The sequence below is a fragment of the Treponema primitia ZAS-2 genome, assembly GCF_000214375.1.
Taxonomy (GTDB): Bacteria; Spirochaetota; Spirochaetia; order Treponematales; family Breznakiellaceae; genus Termitinema; species Termitinema primitia.
Genome location: NC_015578.1, coordinates 331,746 through 357,120, shown reverse-complemented (window position 1 = coordinate 357,120; position 25,375 = coordinate 331,746). Strand labels below are relative to the sequence as shown.

At 52.9% G+C, this 25,375-nt stretch carries 22 protein-coding genes and 2 riboswitches; of the genes, 6 read left to right on the top strand and 16 right to left on the bottom strand.

Going from position 1 to position 25,375, the window contains the following annotated elements; all coding sequences use genetic code 11:
• Positions 1 to 2 precede the first annotated feature (2 nt).
• A complete protein-coding gene (locus TREPR_RS01550; protein ID WP_245534767.1) occupies positions 3 to 1,118 on the top strand; it encodes an SPOR domain-containing protein in 1,116 nt (371 codons plus the stop codon).
• A gap of 260 nt (positions 1,119 to 1,378) precedes the next feature.
• Here the strand turns inward: TREPR_RS01550 and TREPR_RS01545 are convergent, their stop codons facing one another.
• From TREPR_RS01545 to dnaE, 5 genes are all read right to left on the bottom strand, one after another.
• The gene (locus TREPR_RS01545; RefSeq protein ID WP_015706518.1) at positions 1,379 to 2,071 is read right to left on the bottom strand and encodes an HAD family hydrolase; all 693 of its coding nucleotides are present in this window, start codon (positions 2,069 to 2,071) and stop codon (positions 1,379 to 1,381) included.
• A 17-nt stretch (positions 2,072 to 2,088) separates the two neighbouring features.
• Entirely contained in the window at positions 2,089 to 2,991 is a 903-nt protein-coding gene (locus TREPR_RS01540; RefSeq protein WP_015706517.1) for a sigma-70 family RNA polymerase sigma factor, read from the bottom strand.
• A 323-nt stretch (positions 2,992 to 3,314) separates the two neighbouring features.
• Positions 3,315 to 5,600 carry an ATP-dependent DNA helicase RecG gene (gene recG, locus TREPR_RS01535; protein ID WP_015706516.1) on the bottom strand — a complete coding sequence of 762 codons (2,286 nt, stop codon included), beginning with the start codon at positions 5,598 to 5,600 and terminating at the stop codon, positions 3,315 to 3,317.
• A gap of 24 nt (positions 5,601 to 5,624) precedes the next feature.
• Entirely contained in the window at positions 5,625 to 6,212 is a 588-nt protein-coding gene (locus TREPR_RS01530; protein ID WP_015706515.1) for a YggT family protein, read from the bottom strand.
• Positions 6,213 to 6,222: 10 nt separating this feature from the next.
• Positions 6,223 to 10,215, bottom strand: a complete 3,993-nt coding sequence (gene dnaE, locus TREPR_RS01525) for a DNA polymerase III subunit alpha (RefSeq protein WP_015706514.1) — start codon at positions 10,213 to 10,215, stop codon at positions 6,223 to 6,225.
• Between the two features lie 148 nt (positions 10,216 to 10,363).
• Between dnaE and TREPR_RS01520 the strand changes: the two genes are divergently transcribed.
• From TREPR_RS01520 to TREPR_RS01510, 3 genes are all read left to right on the top strand, one after another.
• Positions 10,364 to 10,750 carry a DUF6941 family protein gene (locus tag TREPR_RS01520; RefSeq protein ID WP_041610970.1) on the top strand — a complete coding sequence of 129 codons (387 nt, stop codon included), beginning with the start codon at positions 10,364 to 10,366 and terminating at the stop codon, positions 10,748 to 10,750.
• Between the two features lie 109 nt (positions 10,751 to 10,859).
• Positions 10,860 to 11,108 carry a hypothetical protein gene (locus tag TREPR_RS01515; protein ID WP_041610969.1) on the top strand — a complete coding sequence of 83 codons (249 nt, stop codon included), beginning with the start codon at positions 10,860 to 10,862 and terminating at the stop codon, positions 11,106 to 11,108.
• On the top strand, positions 11,098 to 11,505 hold the full coding sequence (locus TREPR_RS01510; RefSeq protein ID WP_015706513.1) for a PIN domain-containing protein: 408 nt from the start codon (positions 11,098 to 11,100) through the stop codon (positions 11,503 to 11,505). Before TREPR_RS01515 ends, TREPR_RS01510 begins: the two co-directional genes overlap by 11 nt.
• Positions 11,506 to 11,740: 235 nt before the next feature.
• On the opposite strand, the gene TREPR_RS01505 is transcribed toward TREPR_RS01510, so the two are convergent.
• Positions 11,741 to 11,920, bottom strand: coding sequence for a hypothetical protein (locus tag TREPR_RS01505; RefSeq protein ID WP_015706512.1), 180 nt, complete (start codon positions 11,918 to 11,920; stop codon positions 11,741 to 11,743).
• Positions 11,921 to 12,496: 576 nt separating this feature from the next.
• Here TREPR_RS01505 and TREPR_RS01500 point away from each other — a divergent pair.
• Together TREPR_RS01500 and TREPR_RS01495 are read left to right on the top strand one after the other, a co-directional pair.
• Positions 12,497 to 13,048 (top strand): hypothetical protein, encoded by a 552-nt coding sequence (locus TREPR_RS01500; RefSeq protein WP_015706510.1) that lies wholly within the window; start codon positions 12,497 to 12,499, stop codon positions 13,046 to 13,048.
• Positions 13,039 to 14,178, top strand: a complete 1,140-nt coding sequence (locus TREPR_RS01495; RefSeq protein WP_015706509.1) for a nucleotide-binding protein — start codon at positions 13,039 to 13,041, stop codon at positions 14,176 to 14,178. Before TREPR_RS01500 ends, TREPR_RS01495 begins: the two co-directional genes overlap by 10 nt.
• Before the next feature lie 135 nt (positions 14,179 to 14,313).
• On the opposite strand, the gene TREPR_RS01490 is transcribed toward TREPR_RS01495, so the two are convergent.
• The 10 genes from TREPR_RS01490 to gcvT all read right to left on the bottom strand — a co-directional run bounded on the left by TREPR_RS01490 (position 14,314) and on the right by gcvT (position 24,989).
• Positions 14,314 to 15,219 carry a 4Fe-4S binding protein gene (locus TREPR_RS01490; RefSeq protein ID WP_148257210.1) on the bottom strand — a complete coding sequence of 302 codons (906 nt, stop codon included), beginning with the start codon at positions 15,217 to 15,219 and terminating at the stop codon, positions 14,314 to 14,316.
• A 101-nt stretch (positions 15,220 to 15,320) separates the two neighbouring features.
• On the bottom strand, positions 15,321 to 16,673 hold the full coding sequence (locus TREPR_RS01485; RefSeq protein WP_015706507.1) for an amidohydrolase: 1,353 nt from the start codon (positions 16,671 to 16,673) through the stop codon (positions 15,321 to 15,323).
• The gene (locus TREPR_RS01480; protein ID WP_015706506.1) at positions 16,670 to 17,350 is read right to left on the bottom strand and encodes a hypothetical protein; all 681 of its coding nucleotides are present in this window, start codon (positions 17,348 to 17,350) and stop codon (positions 16,670 to 16,672) included. Before TREPR_RS01480 ends, TREPR_RS01485 begins: the two co-directional genes overlap by 4 nt.
• Positions 17,351 to 17,364: 14 nt before the next feature.
• Positions 17,365 to 18,087: a DUF5058 family protein gene (locus tag TREPR_RS01475; protein ID WP_015706505.1), complete on the bottom strand. Its 723-nt coding sequence runs from the start codon at positions 18,085 to 18,087 to the stop codon at positions 17,365 to 17,367.
• A gap of 63 nt (positions 18,088 to 18,150) precedes the next feature.
• Positions 18,151 to 19,656, bottom strand: coding sequence for a dihydrolipoyl dehydrogenase family protein (locus tag TREPR_RS01470; RefSeq protein WP_015706504.1), 1,506 nt, complete (start codon positions 19,654 to 19,656; stop codon positions 18,151 to 18,153).
• Between the two features lie 22 nt (positions 19,657 to 19,678).
• A complete protein-coding gene (lplA, locus tag TREPR_RS01465) occupies positions 19,679 to 20,707 on the bottom strand; it encodes a lipoate--protein ligase (protein WP_015706503.1) in 1,029 nt (342 codons plus the stop codon).
• Positions 20,708 to 20,717: 10 nt separating this feature from the next.
• Complete coding sequence (gcvPB, locus tag TREPR_RS01460; RefSeq protein ID WP_201765770.1) at positions 20,718 to 22,154, bottom strand: aminomethyl-transferring glycine dehydrogenase subunit GcvPB; 1,437 nt, start codon at positions 22,152 to 22,154, stop codon at positions 20,718 to 20,720.
• On the bottom strand, positions 22,148 to 23,497 hold the full coding sequence (gene gcvPA, locus TREPR_RS01455; protein ID WP_015706501.1) for an aminomethyl-transferring glycine dehydrogenase subunit GcvPA: 1,350 nt from the start codon (positions 23,495 to 23,497) through the stop codon (positions 22,148 to 22,150). Before gcvPA ends, gcvPB begins: the two co-directional genes overlap by 7 nt.
• 10 nt (positions 23,498 to 23,507) lie before the next feature.
• Positions 23,508 to 23,879, bottom strand: a complete 372-nt coding sequence (gcvH, locus tag TREPR_RS01450) for a glycine cleavage system protein GcvH (protein ID WP_015706500.1) — start codon at positions 23,877 to 23,879, stop codon at positions 23,508 to 23,510.
• 24 nt (positions 23,880 to 23,903) lie between these two features.
• Positions 23,904 to 24,989, bottom strand: coding sequence for a glycine cleavage system aminomethyltransferase GcvT (gcvT, locus tag TREPR_RS01445; protein WP_015706499.1), 1,086 nt, complete (start codon positions 24,987 to 24,989; stop codon positions 23,904 to 23,906).
• 86 nt (positions 24,990 to 25,075) lie between these two features.
• A riboswitch (glycine riboswitch) is annotated at positions 25,076 to 25,167 on the bottom strand.
• Position 25,168: 1 nt separating this feature from the next.
• Positions 25,169 to 25,265, bottom strand: a riboswitch (glycine riboswitch).
• Positions 25,266 to 25,375: the final 110 nt, after the last annotated feature.

Below are 25,375 nucleotides of genomic sequence, written 5' to 3'. Positions count from 1 at the left end.
TAATGATGATTAAACGTGTGCTTACCGTACTGTTGTTCAGTGTAATGCTTACTGCGATTTGCGCAGCCCAGGCCAAACCATTGAATTATGTTCAAACCGGTGCGGCAACCCAGGATCTGGAATCGGATGAACTCGTTGCAGGTCACGCCATCCTGCCTATAGGCCAGGAAGTTAAGGTAACCAATCTGGAGACGGGCGCCGAGGCCACGGTAACAATTACTGAGCGTATAGGCCAGTCAAATTCCCGGATCATAAACCTTTCCCCTGCCGCAGCCGCGGCCATTGCCATGTTTGACGATACTACCCAGGTAACCATTGAAGCGATATTGAATCAGGACGCAGGAACAACTGCGGCGCCTGTAGCAGCAACAGCTACTGCGGCGGTAACACCGGCTGCCACACCCGCGCCTGGGGCAACTGTCCCGGCGGCGCCTGTAGCTGTTGCGCCAACATCGGCTACAATACCCGCGCCTGGGGTAACTACCCCAGCGGCGCCTGTGGCTGCTGTCACCCCGGGGCCTACAGATGCCCCGGAGCCAGTAGCTGCAACATCTGAGCCGGCTGCTTCTGATACCCTTCCCCCGCCCCCGGTGGCTTCCGTGCCGATCCCTGCCGCAGCCTCCCCGGCACCGTCCGGAATAACCCCAACCTCAGAAATTGAACCCATTGTTCCCCCTTGGGAGCAGGAACCCTTTATTCCCCGGCCTATACCCACTGATCCCCTGCTGCCGGAACTGGCCGCACCCTGGATTTCAGGGATTGAACGGCCCAGGGTAAACGGCCCGGCCCAAGTTCCGGCCCCGCCGGCCTATGCGCCTGCTCCGACTCTGGCCCCCCCGCCACCCCGTCAAGGTCCCGCAGTCAAGGTGATACCCCATATGCCAGGCGCCCGTGATAACACGGTGTACCGGGTCCAGGTAGGCTCCTTCAAAGCCCGGATAAACGCCCAGGAGGTTTTTGACCGCCTGTTAAACGCCGGGTTCAGCCCGGTCTTTGAACAACAGGGCACCATGACCCGGGTACTCATTCCCTGGATTCGGGGCTTTGAGATGCAGGGCGTGGGGGAACGGCTCTACAATGCGGGTTTCCGGGAAGTTTGGCTGCGGGAAGAATACTAGCGGCTCTTTAAACAAATGCCGGCAGGGCGGGGAAGCCTTCGGGGGGCTAACATGTTGAGTCCGCCTCCGTCAGCCCGCTACGCGGTCTGCTACGGCGGGGAATTCCATAGACGCCCCCCGAAGGCTCCCCCACCCTGCCGGCGCCTTGGTTAAAAGCCTGGGGGGGATGGCCTTGGTTGCGCCTCCGGCGGGGCTTGGGGAGTTTGGAAACGCTACATGGAATGGCTTGGGCGCGCCTTCGGCGGCGCTTTGGAAAGGGGTTAGTGGCCGAAGAGGGCGCGGGCTTCTGCTAGGTCGGCGCAGCGATGCCAGACTGTAGCCAGGACCTCTGGCGAGGGTTCCAGAATATCTTTAACAAATACCGATCGGATTCCTGCGGCGTGGAGGGCCATGAGACCCGCAGGGGAGTCTTCGAAGCCTATGCAGTCCCGGGGCGCTTCGCCCAGGCGGGCTGCTGCCAGAAGGAAGATGTCCGGATCGGGTTTGCCCCGGCGGATTTCATCACCAAAGGTCATTGCGGAAAAACGTTCCAGTATTCCTGCCTTGCGGAGCTTCCATAGGGCGGCTTCCCGGTCTGTTGAAGTGGCTACACCCAGGGGGACTTTCAGGGCGGCAAGGTGATCCAGCAGGGCGATGAGCCCGGGGCGGTGGGGAATACCTTCTTTTTCTGCTCGTTCAATAATACGTTCCCGGGTTAAATCCCGGACCTTTTCATAGGGGAAACCCGGGCCGAAGGCGTCGATCAGGAGATTTTTGGTGGATTCTTCATTTCTCCCTACAGCCTGAAGTATCAGCTCTTCGGCCATATCCCAGCCTAACTCCCGGGCGGCGTCTATCCAGGCACGAATCCCCGGCCTTTCCGAGTCAATCATCAGGCCGTCCATGTCGAAGATAACCGCATTGGGAAGAAATGGCGCCCCCAGAGGGGGCGCTTTGCCAAAAGTAGGTTCCATAGAGATTAGAATAATGCTTAGGCTACATAACTTTCAAGGACACACATCCGTGAAGGGTGCTGTAAGCGCCTAAGGGCCTTTTTCTCAATCTGGCGGATCCGTTCTTTGGTCAGGTTGAAGCGATCCCCAATTTCCTTTAAGGACATGGGGGCCTTTGCGCCCAGGCCGAAACGGTAGCGGATGATGTCCGCTTCCTTGGGATTGAGGGTGCCTAACACCGACTCAATATCGTCCTGGAGGGCCGAATCGGTGGCGTACTTCTCCGGGGAAGCGTAATGTTCGTCTTCGATAAAATCACCCAGGGTAGAAGAATTCTTCTCATCATACACAGGGTTTTCCAGGGAAACCAGGTCCCGGCTAATATTGATCAGATCCGCCACATGGTCCGGTTCCATTTCCAGGAGCCTGGCGATCTCGTTGATCTCCGCCTCTCCGCTGCCGACTTCCTGGACGCACTTCTTGGCTTTCTCAATCTGCACCAACTCATTGGCCCGGTTCAGAGGCAGCCGAATCATCCGGGATTTTTCGCAAATCGCCTTGAGTATGGCTTGGCGTATCCACCAGACCGCATAGGAAATGAAGTGGTAGCCCTTGTCCACATCGTAGCGCTCAATAGCGTTCATAAGGCCGATATTCCCTTCACTGATCAGGTCCGAAAGGGGAAGCCCCTGGCCCTGGTATTTTTTAGCCACGTTGACCACAAATCGGAGATTGGCGTTAATCAGTTTGTGCTGGGAAGCGCGGTTTCCCTTGGCTGCCTGGCGGGCAGCTTCCTCTTCCTCTTCTCTGGCCAAAAGGGGGATCTTATTAATTTCTTTTAAATACATGGAGAGAATATTTTCATCGGAATTAGTGCTCCGGGAAGAATTTCGCTGAATGTTCCGGGTCTCTTTTTTTACTTTCGCTGTCATTGTTGCCATTAGGGCCTCCTATTATTATTCGTTATATATAATAAGCAAGAACCATGCCAAACTGCAAATGATTTGCAAGATTTAAACTTCAAAAGTGTTTTTGTTTCGTAATTCTTTATAATATATAAAGTTATGTCGATTTATGGTTGGCAGCTTACAATTGACAATTCATCTAACGAAAGAAAAATAATTTCGTTGGAAACAGAAATTGTGTCGTTTTAACGCAATAAGAAAAGACCGGGCTTATAGGGTTCCAAAATGACTCACTTCGCTAAATCAGGTGATTTTATGGGTCATTTTGATACATTACCACAAAACTGCTTTAAACCCCACTACAAAGTTATATTTGAAAAAGGCGGGGCCCGTTCCAGCACCTGGGCTATGCGGCGGTGTTCCGGCAGGAGCAGGCCTGGGTCCTCCTCCAGTATGGCAAAGGCGTCGATCCGGGCCCGGGCGAGTTCCTCTGCATCCCGGATGGGTTCGGCTATACCTAGGGAAAGGTAGCCTGACTGCTCTATGCCGGCGATTTGCCCCGGGCCCCGGAGTTTCAGGTCCTCCTCGGCGATAACAAAGCCGTCGGTGTTTTCCAGCATCACCTTCAGCCGGGTCTTGCCGTCATCGGTCAGGGCCGCACCGGCTTCGGGCAGCATCCCCGGCGACTCATCGGATGCATCGGAGTACACCAGGAAACAGTAAGACTGCGCCTCTCCACGGCCAACCCTGCCCCGGAGCTGGTGCAGGGCTGAAAGGCCGAAGCGCTCGGCGTGTTCTACCACCATGCAGCTCGCGTTGGGTACATCCACCCCCACCTCCACCACGCTGGTGGCCACCAACACGCGGATTTCCCCCAGGCGGAACTTTTCCATGGTTTGCCGTTTTTCCTCGTCATCCAGCTTTGAATGGACCAGGGCAACGGGGTATTCGGGGAAAACTTTTTTTGCAAGCCGCTCCGCCATGGATTCCGCATCCTTCAGGTTTTTATTCAGGTCTGCCTCGATCAGGGGATAGACAAAATAGGCCTGCCGCCCTGCGGCCAGCTCGTTGCGAATAAAGTTGTAGACCCGCCCTTCGCTAGCTTCACGGGCCAGGTGGGTCTTTATGGGCTTGCGGCCCGGGGGCAGGTCGGGGATCACCGACACGTCCATGTCGCCGAAAACCGTCAAAGCCAAAGTACGAGGAATGGGGGTGGCGCTCATCATCAATAAGTCCGGAAGGGCCGGATTTTCCCCTGCATAGCCCTTGGCCATGATGGCCTGGCGCTGGGTTACCCCGAAGCGGTGCTGCTCGTCTATCACCACCAGGCGCAAGTTCCGGTAGGCCACATCCCGAGAAAAGAGGGCGTGGGTCCCCACCGCCAGATCTATATCCCCTGCAGCCAGGGCCTTTAACAGCCGGGACCGCCCGGCAGCCTTGATGTTCCCGGTCAAAAAAGCCGGCCTGATACCCAGGGGCTCCAGAAGCCGGGCGGCGTTTTCCGCGTGCTGCCGGGCCAGCAGTTCCGTGGGCGCCATGATCACCGCCTGCCCGGGTAGCGCCGTTGCCTGACCAGGTGCAGCCGCCTGTCTCGCCCGCCCGGCCTTCCCGCTGCCCCCCTCCACCGCCCGCAGGGCCGCCAGAAAAGCTACCAGGGTTTTTCCTGACCCCACATCGCCCTGGAGCAGCCGGGCCATGGGATAGGGGCCATCCATATCCCGGTTAATTTCACTAATAGCCGCTGTCTGCCCCGGGGTGAGGTCGAAGGGGAGCCGTTCCAGAAGATGTGCCTGCAGAGGAAAAAATTCCCCGGAGGAGCCGACGCCGGAAATGCCGGGACTCGGCGCTGCTTGCAACGCAGTTACCCGCGCAGTATCGCTGCTGACAGGCGCCGATGTTTCCCGGGTTGCGCGTCGTTCCATGGCGCGTTTCCCCACCATCACTTCCAGGTAGAAAAGCTCTTCGTAGATCAGAGACTTCCGGGCCTGATCCTTTTCCTCCATGGATTTGGGAAAGTGGTAGGCCCTGATTGCAAGACTTTTGGGGAAAAGGCCGTCCCGCTGAATGATAGCCTGGGGAAGCTCGTCCTCCAGGGGTTTGGCGTATTGTATCCAAGCCTGGCGGATGAACTTCCGCAGATTCCCCTGGGTCAGTTTTCCCCGCAGGGGATAGACCGGAACGATATGCCCGAATCCCTTGGGGCTTCTTAGCTCCGGCCCAATGCTGGCGCCCTCTTCGCAAAGCTCCGTATCAACGACGGAAGCCTGTACCTCGCCGTATTTCTGTTTATACTCAAAGGCGCCCCAAAGCCGGTAGTAGTTTCCAACCAGCATGGTGTCTTTCATAAAATCCCGGTTGAAACACAGCACCACCGCCTGGGCGCTTTCATCTTCAATGTAAATTTTCAGGGTTCTTTTAGGTCCTACATAAAACCAGTCATGGGCGATTACTTTTACTACTGTGCACACCGTTGCGGATCTATAATCCCTAAGGGGTACCTGCCGGCTCCGGTCCTCCCATCTGCGAGGATAGTAACAGAGCAGATCCGCCACATTGATGACCCCGGCCTTGGCCAGGAATTTGACGGATTCGGGACCGATGCCTGCCACATGATCCGCAGAAATGGTAAGTTCCCGTAAAAACATTGTGCCCTCCGCCGGGACTATCCCTCAGAAGGGGAGTTGAACCAGAAGCTTCAGGCCGAAGCGCACCAGCAGTTCCAGGCCCACCCGGAGGACCGCTAAAACCCCCAGGGCAGAGACAATGCCGGGCACATAGCGCACCAGTCTTTTTCCGAACACCATCCGGTTGATGCGGTACAGAACGGGCTGGGAGATCATGTCAACGATGCGCCAGAAACCGTGGTACACATCCCGGTTGGCAAGGTAGGCAATAAAGCGTAGGGCTAGGACAATGATAAAAAAGCTCAGGATAAAGGAAGCCGCAGACCACACCGCAGAAATCAGCATGGCCAGGATCACCCCCAGGGTAATACGCCCATAGCGGCCCAGGGTCAGAAATACATTGTTCACCACCGACAGCAATGCTAATGCGGCGATGGGGGACAGATCCAGGTTAGCTACCCTGAGGAAGGGAAAGCGGTGAAACCAGTCAAGGTAGGGGTCTGTGACATCCGAAAGGAGCTTGTATGCCCTGCCAAAATTGGCCCCACTGAACCAGGTGAGCATGATCCTAATAAAAATAAGGATCATATAGACACTGGTGACCCCTCCCAGTATGTTCATTAACCCTTGCATATTCCTCTCCTCATGCTCCCCACACTTCGGCAACCGCAGCATAGAGGCTCAGGGCCTCAATGCAGGGAGCATCCGCAGATACGCCTATCCCGGCAGCGGCTCGTATCACCGTCTCCGCGGCTACTTTACCCCCTGAATCGACCGTGGCAGTCTCCGCCGCTTCAGGAACATGGATGAACACCGAGCAGGGGCCGGAATTGTCATACAGATAATCCCGCAGGGGGTAGAGATTCTCTTCCCGTTCACAGACCGCAGTTTTTAGCCGTATGTGCAGTTCCCGCCAAACCGGAGCCCGCACAACATCGGGACTCCCGCCGCCCTGCCCCGGGTTTCCGGCAGCCTGGGCCGCCAGGGTCTCTGTATCCGGCCCTGCTTCCTCCCCGGGATGCTCCGTAGGCGCCGCATTTTTTGCCGCCTTTTTCCTGAGCTTGTCCGTTTCCAGGACCGAACTTACCTGAAAGCTGGGCTTCTCACGACTTTTATCCAGTTTCCCCTTAAGGGCAACACACTGGTTTTCTATCAGCTTTTCTTTGCTGTTTGTCCATGCCCGGGTAAAAAACACTAAATCTATTTCACCCCGGTAATCCGCCAGGGAACCAAAGGCCATATCCTTGCCAGCCTTGGTGGTGATGGGCCTGAGGCTGGTGAGCATTCCTATCAGGGTATACTCCTCCTCAGGGGCGCTTTCGGTCTTTGAAAGGTCCAGCTTTACAAACTGTTCCCAGGCTTCCGCAAAATCATCCAGGGGATGGCCGGATGAACAATACTCCAGCAGATCTTCTTTTATTTTAAGCCGTTCCGGGGAGAGTATCGATTCTACCCGCAGACTTGCCTTACCCCGGGATTTGTCCAGCCTGCCCTTGAGAACGATCTTGTCACCCTCGGCAATTTTATCCCGACAGCTTTCCCAGGGCTTTTCAAAAAACACTATGTCTATTTCACCCCGATAATCCGACAAAGAAGCGAAGGCCATGGCCCTGCCGCTCTTATTAGTGTAGGGCTTCAGGGTTTTCAGAATCCCTATAAGGGTATAATCCCGCTCCGGGGCGTTATCGGGATCCGAAAGATCCAGTTTTACAAATTTTTCCCATTCTTCTTTATAATCGTCCAGGGGGTGGCCGGAAAAATAAAAGCCGATAAGTTCCTTTTCGATGTTGAGCTTTTCCTCCCGGTCCATTTCGGGATGGATCGTAAATTTGTAATCCGGAAATGCCTGTTCGTCGGTGTCATCAAAGAGGCTGGCCTGCCCCAGTTCCTTGTCCGCTTTTTTGTTCTGGGCGTGATCCACCGCAGTTTCCAGGTTCTGTATCAGGGTCTGCCGGGTCTGTCCGAAACTGTCGAAGGCCCCGGTTCTGGCCAGGATCTCCGTCACCTTCTTGCCCACAGTTTTAATGTTCACCCGATCGAGGTAATCCATAAAGCTCTTGTAGGGGCCATCCTTGCGGCAGTTGATGATCTCCTCTGCGGAACCATCCCCCAGGCCCTTAATGCCCACAAAGCCGTAGACAATGCGGCCGTCCACTACAGTAAAAAGCCGGTCCGAGCGGTTGATATCCGGGGGATCGATGGAAATACCCATGCGCCGGGCCTCGTCGATATAGAGGGGGAGCTTGTCCACGCTAGAAATTTCGTTGGACATATTTGCAGCCATAAATTCCACCGGGAAATTCGCCTTGAGGTACGCAGTTTGGTAGGCCAGCACCGCATAGGCCGCAGCGTGGCTCTTGTTAAAGCCGTAGCCGGCAAAGGGCGCCAGGATTTCAAAGATCCGGTCTGCGTCCGCTTCTTTAAAGCCCCGCTTCAGCGCCCCGGCAATAAAGGGCACCTTTTCCTTGTCCAGTATTTCCCGTTTCTTCTTTCCCATGGCCCTGCGCAGTATATCTGCTTGCCCCAGGCTGTACCCTGCAATGATCTGCGCCACCTGCATGACCTGTTCCTGGTAGACGATAACCCCATAGGTCTCTTTCAAAATACCTTCCAGGCTGGGATCGGGATAGACAATGGCCTGGCGGCCGTGTTTGGAAGCGATAAACTGGGGGATATTATCCATAGGCCCCGGCCTGTATAAGGCGTTTAAGGCGATAAGGTCTTCGATACTGGTGGGCTGGGCATCTTTCAGGACCTTCTGCATCCCCTCGGATTCAAACTGGAACACCCCGTAGCTCTTCCCCTCTCCCAACATTTTAAAGACCGCATCGGATTCCGCCGTTCCGGTCTCGCTTATGGTTTCGATGTCAAAAGCCGCATATTCCCCACCCCGGCGGCGGATAAGTTTTACCGAATGGTCAATAAGGTCCAGGGTTTTAAGCCCCAGAAAATCCATCTTTACCAGACCCTGGGGTTCGATCAGGTCCATGGTGTACTGGCTCGCCACGGCGCCGCTCTTATCCTGGTAAAGGGGCACATAGTCGGTCAAATCCGTTTTGCCGATCACGATCCCCGAGGCATGGATGCTGGAATTGCGGTTTTTCCCCTCCAGTTTGCGGGCCATGGCAAAAAGTTCCTGATACTTAGGCTCCTGTTCCAGTTCCCGCAGCCGGGGCTCCTGCTCAAAGGCTTTTTTCAGGGTCATCTTGGGGTCTTCCGGGATAAGCTTGGTCAGCATATTGGACTCGTCAATGCTTATGTCCAGCGCCCGGGCCACATCTTTAACCGCAGCCTTGGCCTTCATGGTGCCAAAGGTGATAATCTGCCCCACCTTTTCCTTGCCGTATTTTTCAGTCACATAGTCAATCACGTCCTGACGGCCCTCGTTTGCAAAGTCCACGTCAAAGTCGGGCATGGATATCCGTTCAGGGTTGAGGAAACGCTCGAAGAGCAGCTTGTACTTAATAGGGTCGTTGTTGGTAATCCGCAGGGCGTATGCAACAATGGAGCCCGCCCCGGAACCGCGCCCGGGGCCCACGGGGATGTCATGCTCTTTGGCCCAGTTGATAAAATCCGCCACGATGAGGAAGTAGCCTGTAAAGCCCATGGAGATGATCACCCCAAGCTCATATTCCGCCCGTTGGACAACCTCAGCGTCCATGGCGGGGTATCGCTTTTCCATCCCCTCCATGGTCTGCCGCCGCAGATATTCATCTGCATTGGCGTAGCCCTCAGGAATTGCAAAGTCCGGCAACAGCGGCCCGGGGCTGGGAATCTCGGTTTTGCAGCGTTCGGCAATCCGCACCGTATTGGCGATGGCCCCGGGGTATTGGGCTTCCGGGAACAGGGCCGCCATTTCATCCCCGGTTTTGAAGTAAAACTCGTCGGTGTCAAAGCGCATCCGCTTTTCATCCCCCCGCTTCGCCTGGGTGCCTATGCAGAGGAGCAGATCCTGGGCAATGGAATCTTCCTTTTCTATATAGTGGATGTCGTTGGTAGCCACCAGGGGGATGCCGGTACGACCCGCAATTTCGACGATTATGGGGTTTACCTGCCGCTGCTCCGGAATGCGGTGATCCTGAACTTCCAGGTAAAAATTGTCCTGCCCAAAGAGGCTGTTGAACCACAGGGCGGTTTTTTCCGCCTCCTGGATCTGCCCCCGGAGGATCAGACTGGGAATTTCCCCCGCCAGGCAGGCGGAAAGGCAAATAAGCCCGGCATGGTATTTTTCCAGCAATTCCCGGTCGATTCGGGGTTTATAATAGAACCCTTCGGTATAAGAATAGGATGAAAGCTTCATGAGGTTCCGGTATCCTTCTTCGTTGGTAGCCAGGAGGATCAGATGGTAGTACTTGTTCCCGTTCTCGCCGCCCTTCCGATCGGTTCGGGACCCCGGAGCCATGTAAAATTCGCTGCCGATAATGGGATGCACCGGAGCGCGGTCCTTAAGGGGGTGGTCTTTATCGCCTAAACAGGCGTTACGAAACTTCAGGGCCCCGAACATGTTGCCGTGGTCCGTGATAGCCAAATGTTTCATCCCCAGGGACGCTGCCTTGGCTGCCAGGGCTTCCACCGAGGCGGCGCCGTCTAGTAAGGAAAAATCCGAATGGACATGGAGGTGAACAAATTCAACCAACCCCGCCCCAGAGCGGTCGGGGTATGGTTGTTCTTTAGAGGTATCAGACTCGGGTATATACCCTCGCTGCGAATCGATCATAATACTTCAATAGTACCGGTGCATATTGATTTTATCAAGGATATAACCCATTCTTTAGTAACAGAATATGAGAACCGAAATTTTTACCTTTTGCGACTTTGCCCAGGAGAATAGTGGTAAACTCACCATAGTAGGGACCTTCGATACCATCATTGCCCGGAATTTCCCCTGCGTACACCCCCAACTGGCGGTGGTTATCCGGATCCGCTTTGACCTCTGGGAGTTCACGACCCACAAATTCCGCATCGAAACCCGGGATCTGAACGGGGAACAGAGCATTGAGCCCATAAGCGGCCAGGTGGAGGTCTCCGGCGAAGGAAAAGCCACCGCCGTCTCCAACCTGGTATTTACCATTTCCAACCTGCATTTCAACGGCAACGGGGTGATCAACTTTGTTATTTATATGGATGATAAGGAATTAAACTCTATACCATTGCATGTGAGAAAGGGGTGAATCCTCAGTTTATGATAGCTGGGCCGGGTTACTGGCCAAAAAAGTTGACAAATTACACCTTTTTGCCATAAAATAAATTGAAGGTGCCAAGTGCCCATGTGAGGATTGTATGTCGTCAATTACATTTGAATCGAAAATTCAGGGGAATATCCTTAAAATACCCGAAGAATACTGCGGGACATCATCCATGGAGACCCGATCGGTAATCGTTACCATCACGGATAAATACTCAGACAGGCTAACACCCCCGCACATACTCCCCCGCAAGGAAAAAGGTCCCATTACCAAAGACAGCTTTACCCCCTTTATTAATACCGAAGCTTGGAAATTTGATCGGGACGAAGCCAATGGACGTTGAAAACGTCTTCATTGACAGCAACGTACTCATTTATGCCTATTCAAAAACCGAGTTAAAAAAACAACAACAGGCAGTTAACGCCCTGAGTACTTATACCAATGTGATTAGTACCCAGACATTAAGTGAATTTTGTAATGTATGCATAAAAAAATTACATTATCCGGTTTCAGAAATTCGGGAAAAAATAACCGAAATTCTTAAGGCCTGCGAGCTGTTTATCCTGGATGATGAAACAATACAACATGCGCTTACCATACAAGAACGGTATGGGTTTTCATATTTTGACAGCCAGGTTACCGCCGCCGCGATAGAATGCCAGTGCTCATATTTATACACCGAAGACTTGCAGGATGGCCAGATAATTGACGGCCTTATTATTAAAAACATCTTCCTGTAAAGCTGACTGCAATAAATTGTCATTGGTATAAATATAGGGACGCTCACCACTTGCGCTGCTCTCATAGGGACACTTTGACAAAATCGAGACTATTCCGTAGTATCTAATACGGATTGCATAGGGAGCTTTTATGGATGAGCATATTCAAATTGACCATGTTGGTAAGTATCTGCAAGAGGAGTTTTTGGAGCCCTGGAAACTCTTATAGAACGCATTGGCACGGGCTATTGATGTTCTACCCAACCGCATAACTAGGTATCAGCGCCGATACAGATTTACGCCTGACCGGTAAGTCGGGGGTATTGTTTGGTAACGGTATCCATTTGTTCTTATTGTCGCCGGCGGGATTATCGCAGCTTGTCAGCGCCAGGACGGTTGCGGTAATTATCATAGCGATGGTCAATATCTTTTTCATTGCTTACTCCTTGCTAACATGTTTTTCAGGGAATAAGGGCCTGAACCAGCGGGCTCCAGGAATAGAGCAATCCTACGCCCGATTGGGCGCGGTTTTACCTGGGTTTGAGGAAATTTGATATACGGAGGAAAACTGGGGCGTTAGATACTTGACATGCGGTGATTTAGCTAAAGAGCCGTGAGCGGGCAAAGGCGAGGTCTGTTTTACAGGGTTTAGGATTGCCGTTGCCTGAAACATGGGAATAGTGTAGTCAATACAGAAAACTTGTGCAACAAGTTAAACAACTGGCCTGGCGCCCTCCCCATGCGCCTACCCCCGACTAAGGTAAACACCAAAGCAACCCCTGTTTTCCAAATGTTGGCTCAGGTTTCCGGGAGGGATGGGGATTATTCCCGGCCCCGTCTCTGGAATTCCCTGCTGGAGGAGACCTACTGGGCTCCGCAAGCAGATTCTACAGGTTAGGGGCCGGGGGTAATCCCCATCCCTCCCGGAGAATAAGCGTACCCTTTGAATAAACAGGTATTTACCCCATCCCCCTCTTGACCCTAAGCCCCTGGAACCGTAGAATTTTCTATAATGGAATCATATCGGCCTCTACGGTTCATTTTTTTTATCTACGATCTTGCCCGCCTTATTGTCATGGTAAGTCTGCTTTCGGCCTTTGTTCCCCTGGAAGGTTCCGGGGATGACCGGGTGTTCCCTTTGCTCTTTTACGTTGTGCCCAACGGCCTCTTTCCCCTGATGAGCCTCTTTTTGTGGACCCGCCTGGATGCTTACAAACCCTATATCGCCCTGTATATGGCCGGGAAGGTCCTCGCGGTGGTGGCGGTTTTTGCATGGCTGATTTTTTCGCTCCCCAATATCACCCATGCCCTGTCGGTGAATACCCGGCCTTCCTTTACCGTGGTTGGGACTGCCCTGCTTCTGACCCTGGGGGATGCCCTGACGATCCTGGGCGGGGTGGTGCTGAAAAAAAAGATCCTCACCGGAGAGCAGGTGTTCCCGGCGGAACAAACCGGCGTGCTTCTGGCGGCGCCGCTGTCGGCGCCTCTGGCGGGGCAGGAAGCCGCTGTTTTGGTTAGCGGGGACCGGAAAATAAGCTCCGAGGAAGGTGTACAATGCGAATAATCCCCATAGCAAGCGGCAAAGGCGGGGTGGGCAAATCCATGGTGGCGGCGAACCTGGCAGTAGCCTTTGCCCAGGCGGGCAAGCGGGTGATCCTGGCGGACCTGGACCTGGGGGCGTCGAACCTGCACCTGGTCATCGGCCACCAGGCCCCCCAGCTGGGCATCGGGACTTTCCTCAGCGATACCCGTTCTGATTTTTCCAAGGTAGTGGCGGACACGGATATCCCCAACCTCAGGTTCATCCCCGGGGACACGGAGATTCCCGGCACCGCCAACCTCAAGCCCTCCCAGCGCAAGGCCCTGGTCAAGCGGCTCCTGGCCCTGGACGCAGATATCCTGATCCTCGACCTGGGAGCCGGCACCCACCAGTCCATCCTGGAATTTTTCCTCCTTTCAGGCCAGGGCATCATCGTCTCTGCCCCAACGGTTACCGCAACCCTAAACGCCTACGTGTTCCTCAAGAACACCATATTCCGGCTCATGTACACCGCCTTTCTCAAGGACACCAAGGCCTACAACTACCTGGAAAAACTGCGCAAGGAAGGCTCAGGGCTCCAGCGGCTCTACCTGCCCAAGATGCTCCAGGATATTAAGAAGATCGATACAAAGTCCTATAACAAATTCAAAACCAACGTGGATCGCATCCACCCCCGGCTTATCATGAACATGGTCCAGGACCCCAAGGACGCGGATGTGGCGGCCAAGATACGGCGCTCCTGCGAAGTATACCTGGACCTGAAAATCGAGCACCTGGGGATCATATACCGGGATGCCCTTCAGGACACCAGCCTGGCCGCCCGGCTGCCCATCACCATCTACAAACCCCAGTCGGTGCTATCCCAGGCCATCTTCCGCATCGCCGACAAGATACTCCAGTCAGACGAGGACAACTTTACCCTGACCGACGAGGAGATCAACGATACCTTCCAGGAAGCTGCCGTGGAAGCGGAGACGGACTTTGAAAACAAGATGGAGTACGTGGAAGAGCTGATGCACTCAGGCGCCCTGAGCCAAGGGGACCTGATAGAAACCGTAAAGACCCAGCAGATTGAAATTTCCAAACTGAAAAAGGAAAGCAATTTTTTGAAATACACCCTCTCCAGGGCGATACGGGAAGGGTTTAAGCCCTGATAGAAATAGAAATGGAGACCACGGCGTAATGCCGATGTCCTTATATTTTTTTCAATACTTTTCAAGTACTATTTTTAACCAATCCAAAATTGTATTCCGATGCGGATAGCAGGGCACATACAGTAAACGTGTTTATTATTTAATAGCTTTTGCAGGACAGATATTTACACAAGTACCACACAAAATACATTCTGAAGATAAAATTTTTTTCCCGTTTTTAATATAATTTCTTACATCAATGTCCATTGGGCATTTTTCATTACAGTTTCCACATTCTATACACTTATTTCCACTTGGAGCTATTTTAATTAACGAAATACGTGATTGAAGTTTCATTACCAAAGCAACAGGACACCAAATTTTACAAAATGCACGTTTTTTCTTAAATATTATTGCAAGCATTATTCCAATAATATAATACACTATATTTCCTGCAAGAAACCATATAAATTGATCTACTTTATACGGTTGAAATGGTAATGATTCTGATGAAGAAAGTGGAGAAAAAATATGCCTATTAACATAATCATAACCATTTTTTATGAAAATAAATGGGATTAATAATGACAATATTAAAACAACTATCCTTATGTATGTATATTTTTTAGGTATAGTTTTATTCTCTTTTATTGGTAACCATTCGAGCAACGCGGCTGTATAACAACCCCAGCCACAATAACCCCTACCCCAAATCAATGGGCCAAATACTTTTGCAATAGCATAATGTACTAAAACCCTTGTAAATAATCCGGTGTTTATAAAATATGCAAAATAAAACACTGTCTCTTCTATCTGTAAATTTTCATGTTGCATTATTCCAAGAAATATCAATAAATCCAATGCAACTAATGAAAGACCAATTTTTCTTCCGAGTCCTTTATTTTTTATTTTATTATTTGAATCTATGAATAATCCTATTGATATACTTAATCCAATGGGTATAAACACAAAGAAAAAACCGGCCCATCTGGTTAAACCCATAGAAATGGCTAGAGAAATTCCGATAAATAATGGAATTAAGTTTATTAAAATTTGCCTCATAATTCCTTTTTCAGATAAAGTATGGATTCACACAAATTTTGACGATTTTATATTTAAAAAACAAGGGAAGTAATCTTTCGAATTACTTCCCTTAACAAAAATCAGGGCAGGACCGGTTTATACGCGTCCATAGCTTTTCTGGCATTGCGGAATTCTTCCCATGCCTCTTCAATGGCCGCAGGGTTCTTAAATGCGTCATACCCGGCCTGGGCCAATGCCTTTCCCGCCTGCAATTCAGCCTTATGGCCGATTTCAGTGCCGGTACAGGCGGTAACCGCCCAATGGTGGAAGGGCAGGCCCCCAATCATACCGGCGCCCATAAACTGGGTGGTCGGCAGAATGTGCGTCACATCCCCCACATCACTAGAACCAGTCATGGGCCTTACAATCCCTGTCAGCGGGGGAACTGCGGTATCAAGCAGTTCCGTTACAGGTTCCTTACCCGTGGCGTTTCGGTAGACTTCGGCGGCAAACTTTTTATTCTCGTCTGAATATTCTATGGGTGGAATTTTCAGAAGCGCTTCCTGACAGAGCTTGTTCAGCCGGTGGTTGATAAAAACATCATAGCAGCCCGCCAGAAGTTCATAATCCGTGCTGGTGCCGGTCATCTTGGCGGCCCCTTCGGAAACATCAATTACCCGCTTTAGCACCTCGTCGTTCATAGAACGGCTTTGGGCGCGTACATAGTAGTAAAGCTGGGCATAATCAGGCACTACGTTCGGAGCAACCCCGCCATGGGTGTAGATATAGTGTATACGCACATCGGAGCTGACATGCTCCCGTAGATACTGTATACCAACGTTCATCAGTTCCGCTGCGTCCAGGGCGCTTCTGCCCTGATCCGGGTTTACGGCGGCATGGGCGGTTTTCCCACGGAAGTTGAATTTCAGAGCCGTGCTTGACTGCATACTGTTTTCAAGAACACTCAGAGCAACGGGGCCGGGGTGCCAGGCAAGACAGATATCCAGTTTGTCAAACAGACCCTGTTTGGACATATGTACCTTGCCCTCCAGGGTTTCTTCCGCCGGACAGCCGTAGTAAATCAGGGTACCGGACAGTTTTTCTGTTTCCATAGCAAGTTTCAACGCCGATGCTGCACCCGCGCACCCTGAGGCCATAAGGTTATGCCCGCAGCCGTGACCGGGGCTTTCCTTGGGAGTGCGGGTTGTTACCCTGTCCTGGCCAAGGTTGGGAAGGGCGTCAAATTCGCCCAGGATGCCGATTACCGGTTTCCCGCTCCCATAGGTTGCGATTAAACAGTTTGCTTCCTCCGGCTTCCCGCTAAGCAGGTTAAAAGCCTTTACTGTGAAGCCCTGGCTGCGCATAAACTCCGTAGTTTCCGCACAGCTATGCTGTTCATTCATGGCTGTTTCAGGATGATCCCATAAACTGTCCGAAAGCTTTATCACATCCGCCGCATGGGAATCAAACCACTTTTTAATGGTTTCGTTCATTTGATTGCCCCGCGCTTATACAGGAAGTAAGCCCAGAGGACCGACAGAACAAGGGCCACCGGGAGTAGATAACTCTGTTTTGCGGCAACAGCCGCATACCCGAAAATGAGAGTGCCAGCAATGGTCAGGATAACCGGCGCTGAAGCGATCTTAAAACTTTTCACAATGGCCGGTATGGCCAAAGGAGCAAAAATGGCGGGCATGATATTATCAAAAGCGGGCTTGAATGCCGGCTTCTGCAGGAATGGGGCGATCTGTCCGATAAGCAACATTCCTATAAACAATATCACGGTTGTTACGATTGATGAAACCCCAATCGCAATGGTTGCGACCGCATCGGCTTCGGGGGTTCCCGCATCAATATTACAGATTTTCTGCGCGTTTTTTGCGGCAGGCACCTTCATGTTCATCATGTTGCCTGTGATAAAATCAAGGTACTGACCGCCGGCGCCGATGATGGGCGCATAGGAGACAAATTCGCAAACCGCAATGGGGCCGAACACCGCAAGCGCCGCAAGCAGGGTAATAAGCATCTTCTGGACGTCGATGCTCACCCCAAAGGCTATCTGTATGCCAAGGGGAACCGCCACAAAGGTTAGAATAATAATAATCGTGGAAATTATGCCGAACCGATGTACGTTCTTATCATAGGTGGTAAAGATTTCTGAACTTTTCATGTCACACTCCTTGTTTATGCGTTACCGGCTATTACAGCCGCGACCATGCCCAGTACCATTGCGAGGGGAAAGGCAAAATCAGACAATGTTTTGACCTTCAGTTTTTTTGCGATGTATTCAATAAGCAGCACAGCTATAGCTGAAACACTACACACAACAATGCCGAGCCGACCGGCGGGGCTTTTGTAATTTAAGAAACGGGGCACCCCCATAATCGCCATAAGGCCGATAAACATCGCCGTGGTGGCGGGACGAATAAATTCGCTGGTCTTTTGAAGGGCCTTTATACGTTTGTCATAAAAGCGCAGACCGATAACATTGGTCAGAGGCCATACAACGGCAGCGCCGCACATGACCCACACAACACTGGCAAACACCGTGGTACTGATGCTGGTGTCACCAAGGCCGGTATAACCGTAGGCTTTGATAGTCATATCCGCACACATACTTTCATACATTGCCGAACCGATAACCGAAAGCCTGAGCCAGGGCACATATTTCCCCAGCACCAGTATCAATGCGGCAAGGGTTATGACAATAGGCAGGGACGGAACAACAGAAAAGATAGCACTATTGACAATAACCTTGCGCACAGTGCCTTTCTCCATACCAAGTTCCTGTATCCGTTTTGCACCCAAATGGATATAAACAAGAGCCTGGGCCAGTACAAAAACAACCGGTATGAGTACAATCAGAAACATAACCGGTGAATTCGCCACATCTAAATACCTGTCCATAATAAGCCTCCTTGAAAAATATTATGACCCCGGTTCAGCATAATCCGGGATTCATTATCTCTGTTACAGACCTCCCCGGGTCACCGCATCGTTCACCGCCTGGGCTATGGTTTCGCCGTAGGAAGGATGGGGAAATACGATCCGTCGTATTTGCTCTAGCCCCAGGCCGTCCTCTATACACTGGACTGCCCAGGGAATTATTTCGGTAGCATGGTTACACAAAAACTGCGCCCCAATGAGGGCCTGGGTTTCGGCATGGAATACCAGCTTGATGAAGCCCCGCTCCTGGTTTTCCAGAAACGCCCTGCCATTGGCGCCGAACACACCCTTCCCGGTGACCGCCGGAATACCCCGGTCCTTTGCCTCAGCGGCGCTAAGTCCCGCACAGGCAATTTCGGGAACCGTATACACGCAGGCGGGGATTACCCTTGCCCGGCCGGCCTCTTTATTACCAGTATCCTTCCCGCTGCTGGCTTTCCCGCCGCCATCTTTCCCGCTGCCTACACTGCCGCCGCTATCTTTCCCGCCATTCGCCCTGTCGCCGCCCTCCAGCGCCTCGGCGATACAAGCCGCCGCATACTCCCCTTCCGCCGCCGCCGCGTGGGCGAGCTGGATACCGCCCGAAAGGTCTCCTGCAACATAAACACCGGAAATGGAACTTTTCATGGTTGCATCGGCCTGTATAAAGCCTCTCGGACTAAGCGCAGGAATACTGTCAGCTGCAAAAAGGGAAGCGACGTCCGGTTTCCGGCCCGCTGCCAAAAGCACAATATCTGCGCTCACAACGGTATTTTCCCCGCCTTCCCTGGACACTATCACTGCCAACTCTCCCGGCTGTCCTTTCCCCTGCTCGATTTTTTCAACCCGGACCCCGGTATGAATCCCGACGCCCCTCTTTTTAAACTGAAGGGCCAGGGTCTGCCCTATCTCCCGGTCCATGTTGGCCAGCAGAGAGGGCAGGGCTTCAATAATGGTAACCTCGCTCCCAAAGGCGTTGTAAGCCGCTGCGAATTCCACGCCGATAACACCGCCGCCTATGATAGCCAGCCGCTTGGGGAAAAGCCCCTCTCCGGTGAGGAAGGCATCGCTGGTGCACACCCCGGGCAGTTCGTGCCCCGGAATGGGAACCATCGCCGGAGCAGTCCCCGCCGCAACCAAAATAGCCGCCGCTTCAAGGCTCTTTACGCCGTCTTCGCCGGTAACAGAAACCTTTCCCGGCCCTTCGACCCGGGCCGTCCCGGTTTCCATAATCACCCCGGCTTTTACCAAGGCCACGCTCTGATTCTTTCGCAGTGAATCTACCACAGTGTTTTTCCATTCGATAAGTTTCCCAAAATCAAACCGTATGTCCCCGGCAAAAACACCGTAGCGTTCACCTTCCCGCTCTTCCCGGATCAGATCTGCCGCATGAAGCAGGGTTTTTGTGGGGATACAGCCCCGATTAAGGCAGGTCCCGCCGGTATCGCCCTTTTCAACCAGGCACACGCTGAGGCCCAGTGAACGGGCCTTAAAAGCCGCACCGGCCCCCGCAGGGCCGGTGCCGATTATAATCAGATCAAATTTTTCCATTTACACGTTCCTGTTCTTCTAATTACCCGATTTTTTCAGATTCATCAAAAATCAGCTTAATAATATCTGTAGCATATTCCCGGCGAAGCGGGTCATCCTTGTAAGCAGCGGCAATTTTGCCGCTTAATGCCTCCCGGTTAAAGGGAGTTCCTTTCATCAAGTCCGCAAGTTCCGGAATAAAATCGCCGTCCATGGCGTCAGAGAAAATACGGGCCTCCCGAATGGTATTATAATGGACATCAAGCCCTATCTCTACCCCTCCCCAAATAAAACGCGATGCTGTTTCAAAGGTAAAGGGCGGGTTCTTGCCGTACTTCCAGGTGGGATCGGCAAACTGCGCTTCCAGTTCTGCCAAGCGATCTTTACCAGCCCCGAAAAATTCCGTAAAAATATTCTCCAACCTCAATTCCCGGGCTTTAATTCCATATACTTCATCAAAGGCCGCCCGGAGGCTTTCGATGAGCGCAGTAATACTAATAGCCGGATTACATTCCGCCAGGTTGACAATACGGCTCTTAACCGATTCCACCCCTTTGGAGCGGATCTTGTCCTGGGACACCGAAAGGTAACGGGCCGCAGCTTCCTTGTCGGCGTTGACCAGCAGGGTGCCGTGGTGATAGGCGTTTTTCCCGGAACGGTAGTAGGCGTTCCCGGAAAATTTGCGGCCATCGGTCTCAATATCGTTGCGGCCGGTTTTTACTGCGTTTATTCCGAGCCTTTGAACGGCCCGGAGGATCACATCGGTCTGGGTATCCAGGCTGTATTCCGCCTGGGGAACAAGAAACGTAAAGTTGAGATTTCCCAAGTCGTGGAAAACCGCCCCACCCCCGGAAAGGCGCCGGGCCAGGTAGCCCCCTGAGGCTTCCAATTCCTGGACCCGGCATTCTTTCCAGGCGTTCTGGTTCCGCCCTATGACCACCGTGCGCCGGTTCTGCCAAAGGTACAGGATGCAGCTTTCCTGGGGAACCTTTTCCAGCAGCAAAGCTTCAAGGGCTATGTTACGGTAAGGATTTGTCCTGCCTGTGAGAAAAACAAAGGTCTGCCGTACCATATGCCCCCCTTCAGCTTGCCTGGGTGTAGTTAAAGCGAAGAACCGGCTGGCGGGCGGCTTTTACGTCGTCCGGGCGGCCGATAACCGTAGACAGTGGAGCTGCGTGGAAACTTTCCGGCGCACTTTGCGCTTGTGCAAAGAGGGCAAAAAAAGCTTCCGCCGCTGCATCCAGGGTTTCCCGTGATTCTGTTTCTGTGGGCTCCACCATCAACGCCTCGTGCACAATCAGTGGGAAATATATGGTAGGCGGATGCATACCCCTATCCTGCAGCGCCTTGGCAAAGTCCAGGGCGGAAACACCCTTAGTGTTTTTCAGCTCATCCAGGGAAATTACAAATTCGTGCATACAGGGCCCGGCATAGGCTGCGGGGTACTTTTTATTGATCAGCTCCATCAGGTAGTTGGCGTTGAGCACCGCGTTCCGGGCTATTTCGGGCACAGTTTCCTTACCCAGGGTAAGGAGGTAGGCGGTGGCCCGTACCACAATCAGGAAGTTGCCGTAGAAGGCCCGCACCCTGCCTATGCTTTGCGGCTGATTTGCTGCACCGCCGTCAAGGCCGGTTCCTGACAGGGGCAGGAAGGGGGCCAGTAGCTTTTTACAGCCCACCGCGCCGCACCCCGGTCCACCGCCACCGTGGGGGGTGGAAAAGGATTTGTGCAGGTTGAGGTGCACCGCGTCAAAGCCCATGTCCCCGGGCCGGACTATCCCCATGATGGCGTTGAGGTTGGCGCCGTCATAGTAATTAAGCCCTCCGGCTTTGTGGACGATCTCAGTAATCTCGAGAATGTTAGGATCGAAGATGCCCACAGTGTTAGGATTGGTGAGCATGAGCCCCGCTGTGTCCGGCCCCACCGCAGCTTTAAGAGCGGCCAGATCAACGCAGCCGTCCTTCCCGGAGGGGATGTTCACCACTTGGAAACCAGCCATGGCGGCGCTGGCAGGGTTAGTGCCGTGAGCGCTATCGGGCACAATAATTTTAGTGCGCGCCACATCGGAACGGCTCCGGTGGTAGGCCTTGAAGAGAAGCAGCCCGGTCAGTTCCCCGTGGGCTCCGGCTGCGGGCTGGAAGTTCATGGCGTCCATGCCGGTAATTTCCCGCAGATAAGCTGCGCAGGTATCCAGCAGCTTGAGGCAGCCCTGCACAGTATGGGCGGGCTGCAGGGGATGGATATCCCGGAACCCCGAAAGGCCGGCGATCTCCTCGTTGAGCTTAGGGTTGTACTTCATGGTACAAGAGCCCAGGGGATAGAAGCCGTCGTTCACCCCAAAGGCCCGTTTTGCCAGGGCACTATAGTGCCGGGAAATTTCGTTTTCGTCCAAACTGGGGAGCTTAGCGGGAATTTTTCTGACCGGGGAAGAAACAAGCTTGGCTTCCGGTACGTCAGATGGGGGGAGTATGGAACAGCCCCGGCCTTTTTTGCCCTTTTCAAATATCAGTTTCACAATACTTCCTCCTTGAGGATACGGACCAGTTCATCGATTTCTTCTTTTGTGTTGAGTTCGGTGAAACACCAAAGGGTGATTTCATTCGAAAGAGGATAGCCGCCAAGTATGCCATGCTTTTCAAGAACCGCCAAAACTTTTTTCGCATCCGGGCACTTGGTAACAAATTCGTTGAAGAATTCGCCGGTATACACCAGAGAAAAGCCCGGAAGCGCGGAAAGGAGCTTTGCAGCGTAGACCGCTTTTGAGTGACATTGGCGGGCGACTTCGGTGAAGCCCTCCTCACCCAGCACGGACAGGTAGACCGCCGCAGTCAGAGCGCAGTGGGCCTCGTTGGAACAGACGTTGCTCGACGCCTTTTCCCGCCGTATATGCTGCTCCCGGGCCTGCAGGGTGAGCACAAAAGCCCGCTCTCCTTTGGCATCCGTGGTCTCGCCAACGATTCTGCCGGGAAGCTTCCGCATCAGGGCGCTTTTGCAGGCCATGAAGCCCAGGTAGGGGCCGCCGAAAGCCAGGGGCAAGCCCAGGGGCTGGCCTTCGCCCACCGCAATGTCTGCGCCCAGGGCGCCGGGGCTTTCCAGCAGTCCCAGGGAAATGGGGTTCACCCCAGTCACAAGCAGGGCGCCTGCGGCATGAACCGTTTCCGCTATTTTGGCGGTGTCTTCTATCAGACCGGAAAAATTCGGGGTCTGAAGGTAAAGACACGCGGCGCTTTGAAGCGGCTTGCTGTTTTTATCCGTAGTTTTTGTGTTGATCAGTTTTTCCAGAGCTGCCGTATCGGTCCTGCCGTCCTTGCCTGCGGGCACCAGGGTTACGGGAACACCATAGCCTTCACAATAACTGCGTATGGTTTCGATAACCTGGGGATGGGCGGATTCTGAAACGTAGATATGCTGCTTTTCCCGGTCCCGGCACATGTTCACCGCCTCGGCGGCGGCGCTTGCGCCATCATAGACCGAGGCGTTGGAAACATCCATGCCGGTCAACTCGCAGATCATGGTCTGGTACTCAAAGATCGATTGCAGTATACCCTGGCTTATCTCCGCCTGATAGGGAGTGTAGGCGGTAATAAAGGTTTCGTTGGCGGTAATCCGCTTGACCGCCGCAGGGATATAGTGCCGATAAGCCCCGGCGCCACGGAAAATTGTCGGAAACACTTTGTTTTCCTGCGCCAGGGCACCCAGCTTGCGGGACACCTCAAGCTCAGCCATGCCCGGCGGCAGATTCAGTTCTTTGACCATGACGTTTTTCGGAACCGCCGCAAACAGCTCATCTATTGATTTCCGGCCCATGGCCGTCAACATTCCCTGGCGGTCATCTTCGGTATGCGGTATATATGAACCCATAAGAACTCCTTTAAGACAAAAGCGCCTGATATTCCTCGGCGCTGATCAGTTCCCCCTGGGGAATTTCACCTTCTGCGCGGATGAGCCATGCTTCGTAGGGCGCCTTGTTGATAGATTCGGGGCTGTCCTGAATGGCGCTGTTGATTTCTTTTACGGTTCCCGTGAGGGGACTAAAAATATCCGAGACCGCCTTTACTGATTCGATGTCTGCAAAGGAGACTCCCGCACTAATGCTGTCACCGGGCTGGGGCAGGTTGATGAACACAATGTCCCCCAACTCTTTCTGCGCATAATCGGTCAGGCCGATTTCGACAAGTCCACCTTCCAGAACCTTTACCCACTCGTGGGATTTTGTGTACTTGAGAGTAGCCGGAAAATTCATTTCAATTCCTCCATATAACTAATTTTATTTTTGTCCCTTCGTATAAAACGGAAGAGCGCAAATTTCAGCTTCAACTTTTTTACCCCGCACATCAACCTCGCAGGGGGTTCCCACTTGGGCGATTGCGGAGTCCACCAGGGCCATGGCAAAGGCCTGCTTCAGCCAGGGACAGAAGGTACCCGAACTGGTTTGCCCCACAGGCTTGCCCCCGGCAAATACCGGGAAATGTTCCCTGGCTATGCCCCGCCCGGTGATACGCAGCCCCACCCGAATTCGGGAAGGTTTTTCCTTTCCAGTCAGACTTGCCTTCCCGATAAAATCAGGTTTGTCCATTTTAACCGCAGAGGAAAGATTTGCCTCAAAGGGATTCACCGTATCACTCATCTCGTGGCCGTAGAGGGGCATGGCCGCCTCAAGCCGCAGGGTATCCCTGGCCCCAAGCCCGCAGGGAATCAGCCCTGCGCCCTTCCCTGCTTCGAGGAGTTTTTCCCAGAGCCGCTCTGCATCGGCACTCTTACAGTAAAACTCAAAACCTGTCTCACCGGTGTACCCGGTCCGGGAAACAATACAGTCTATACCGGCTACCGTCCCCTGCTCGATCAGGGTGTAGTACTTCGCAGGAATAGTGTTGGAAAGGGACGCCAGTATGCCCGGAGAAGCGGGCCCCTGCAGAGCAATCTGGGCATAGGTATCGGAAACATCATCAAAGGTGACGTCCCCGCTCAGGTGTGCCTTGATCCAGTCCGCATCCTTCTCGCGGTTCGACGCATTGACCACCAGAAAATAGCGGCCCTCTTCCATTTTACACACCACCAGATCGTCGATGATGGTTCCCCCGTCATTGCACATCAGGGTGTACCGGACCCGGCCTATGGTCATGTTGGTAAAGTCGTTAGTTAAAATGCGCTGAAGATTGGCAAGGGCAGCCTTTCCCTGGATGACAAATTCCCCCATGTGGGAAACGTCAAAAAGGCCGGCCTTTTCGCGGACCGCGTTGTGTTCGGCGATAACGCCGGATTCATACTGCACAGGGAGCAGGTACCCCGCAAAGGGGACTATTCTTCCGCCATGAGATTCGTGCCATTGATAAAGGGGTGTTTTCTTTTCCAAATCGGGGCCTCCTACAGGTATATAAACGAGTGTTTCCTGAACATAAACAAGCTGTCTAATGGTAAGACAGCCGCTGTTCAGGAATGCTCTCCGTCTACAACCTGAGAGATTCTTCCCCGCTAAACAGAGAGTTGCCCCTTCGGCGCCGTGTTTCAATCATCACGGCTTTTTCGGAGTGTCGTCAAAATTCGGTACATTTGCCTGAGAGTTTTGTGCGTTTGCCCCTTCGGCGACGAAAACGCACCATGCGCTTCCATTCTCTCCCGAATTCATCAATCGAACTATTAATCTAAGTTTAATAATGTTTTATGCTCCTAGTCAAGTATCAATACAATTTTTCAAAAAAGCCGCTCTGTCACAACCAGGCCCTTTTACCCCCGCATCAG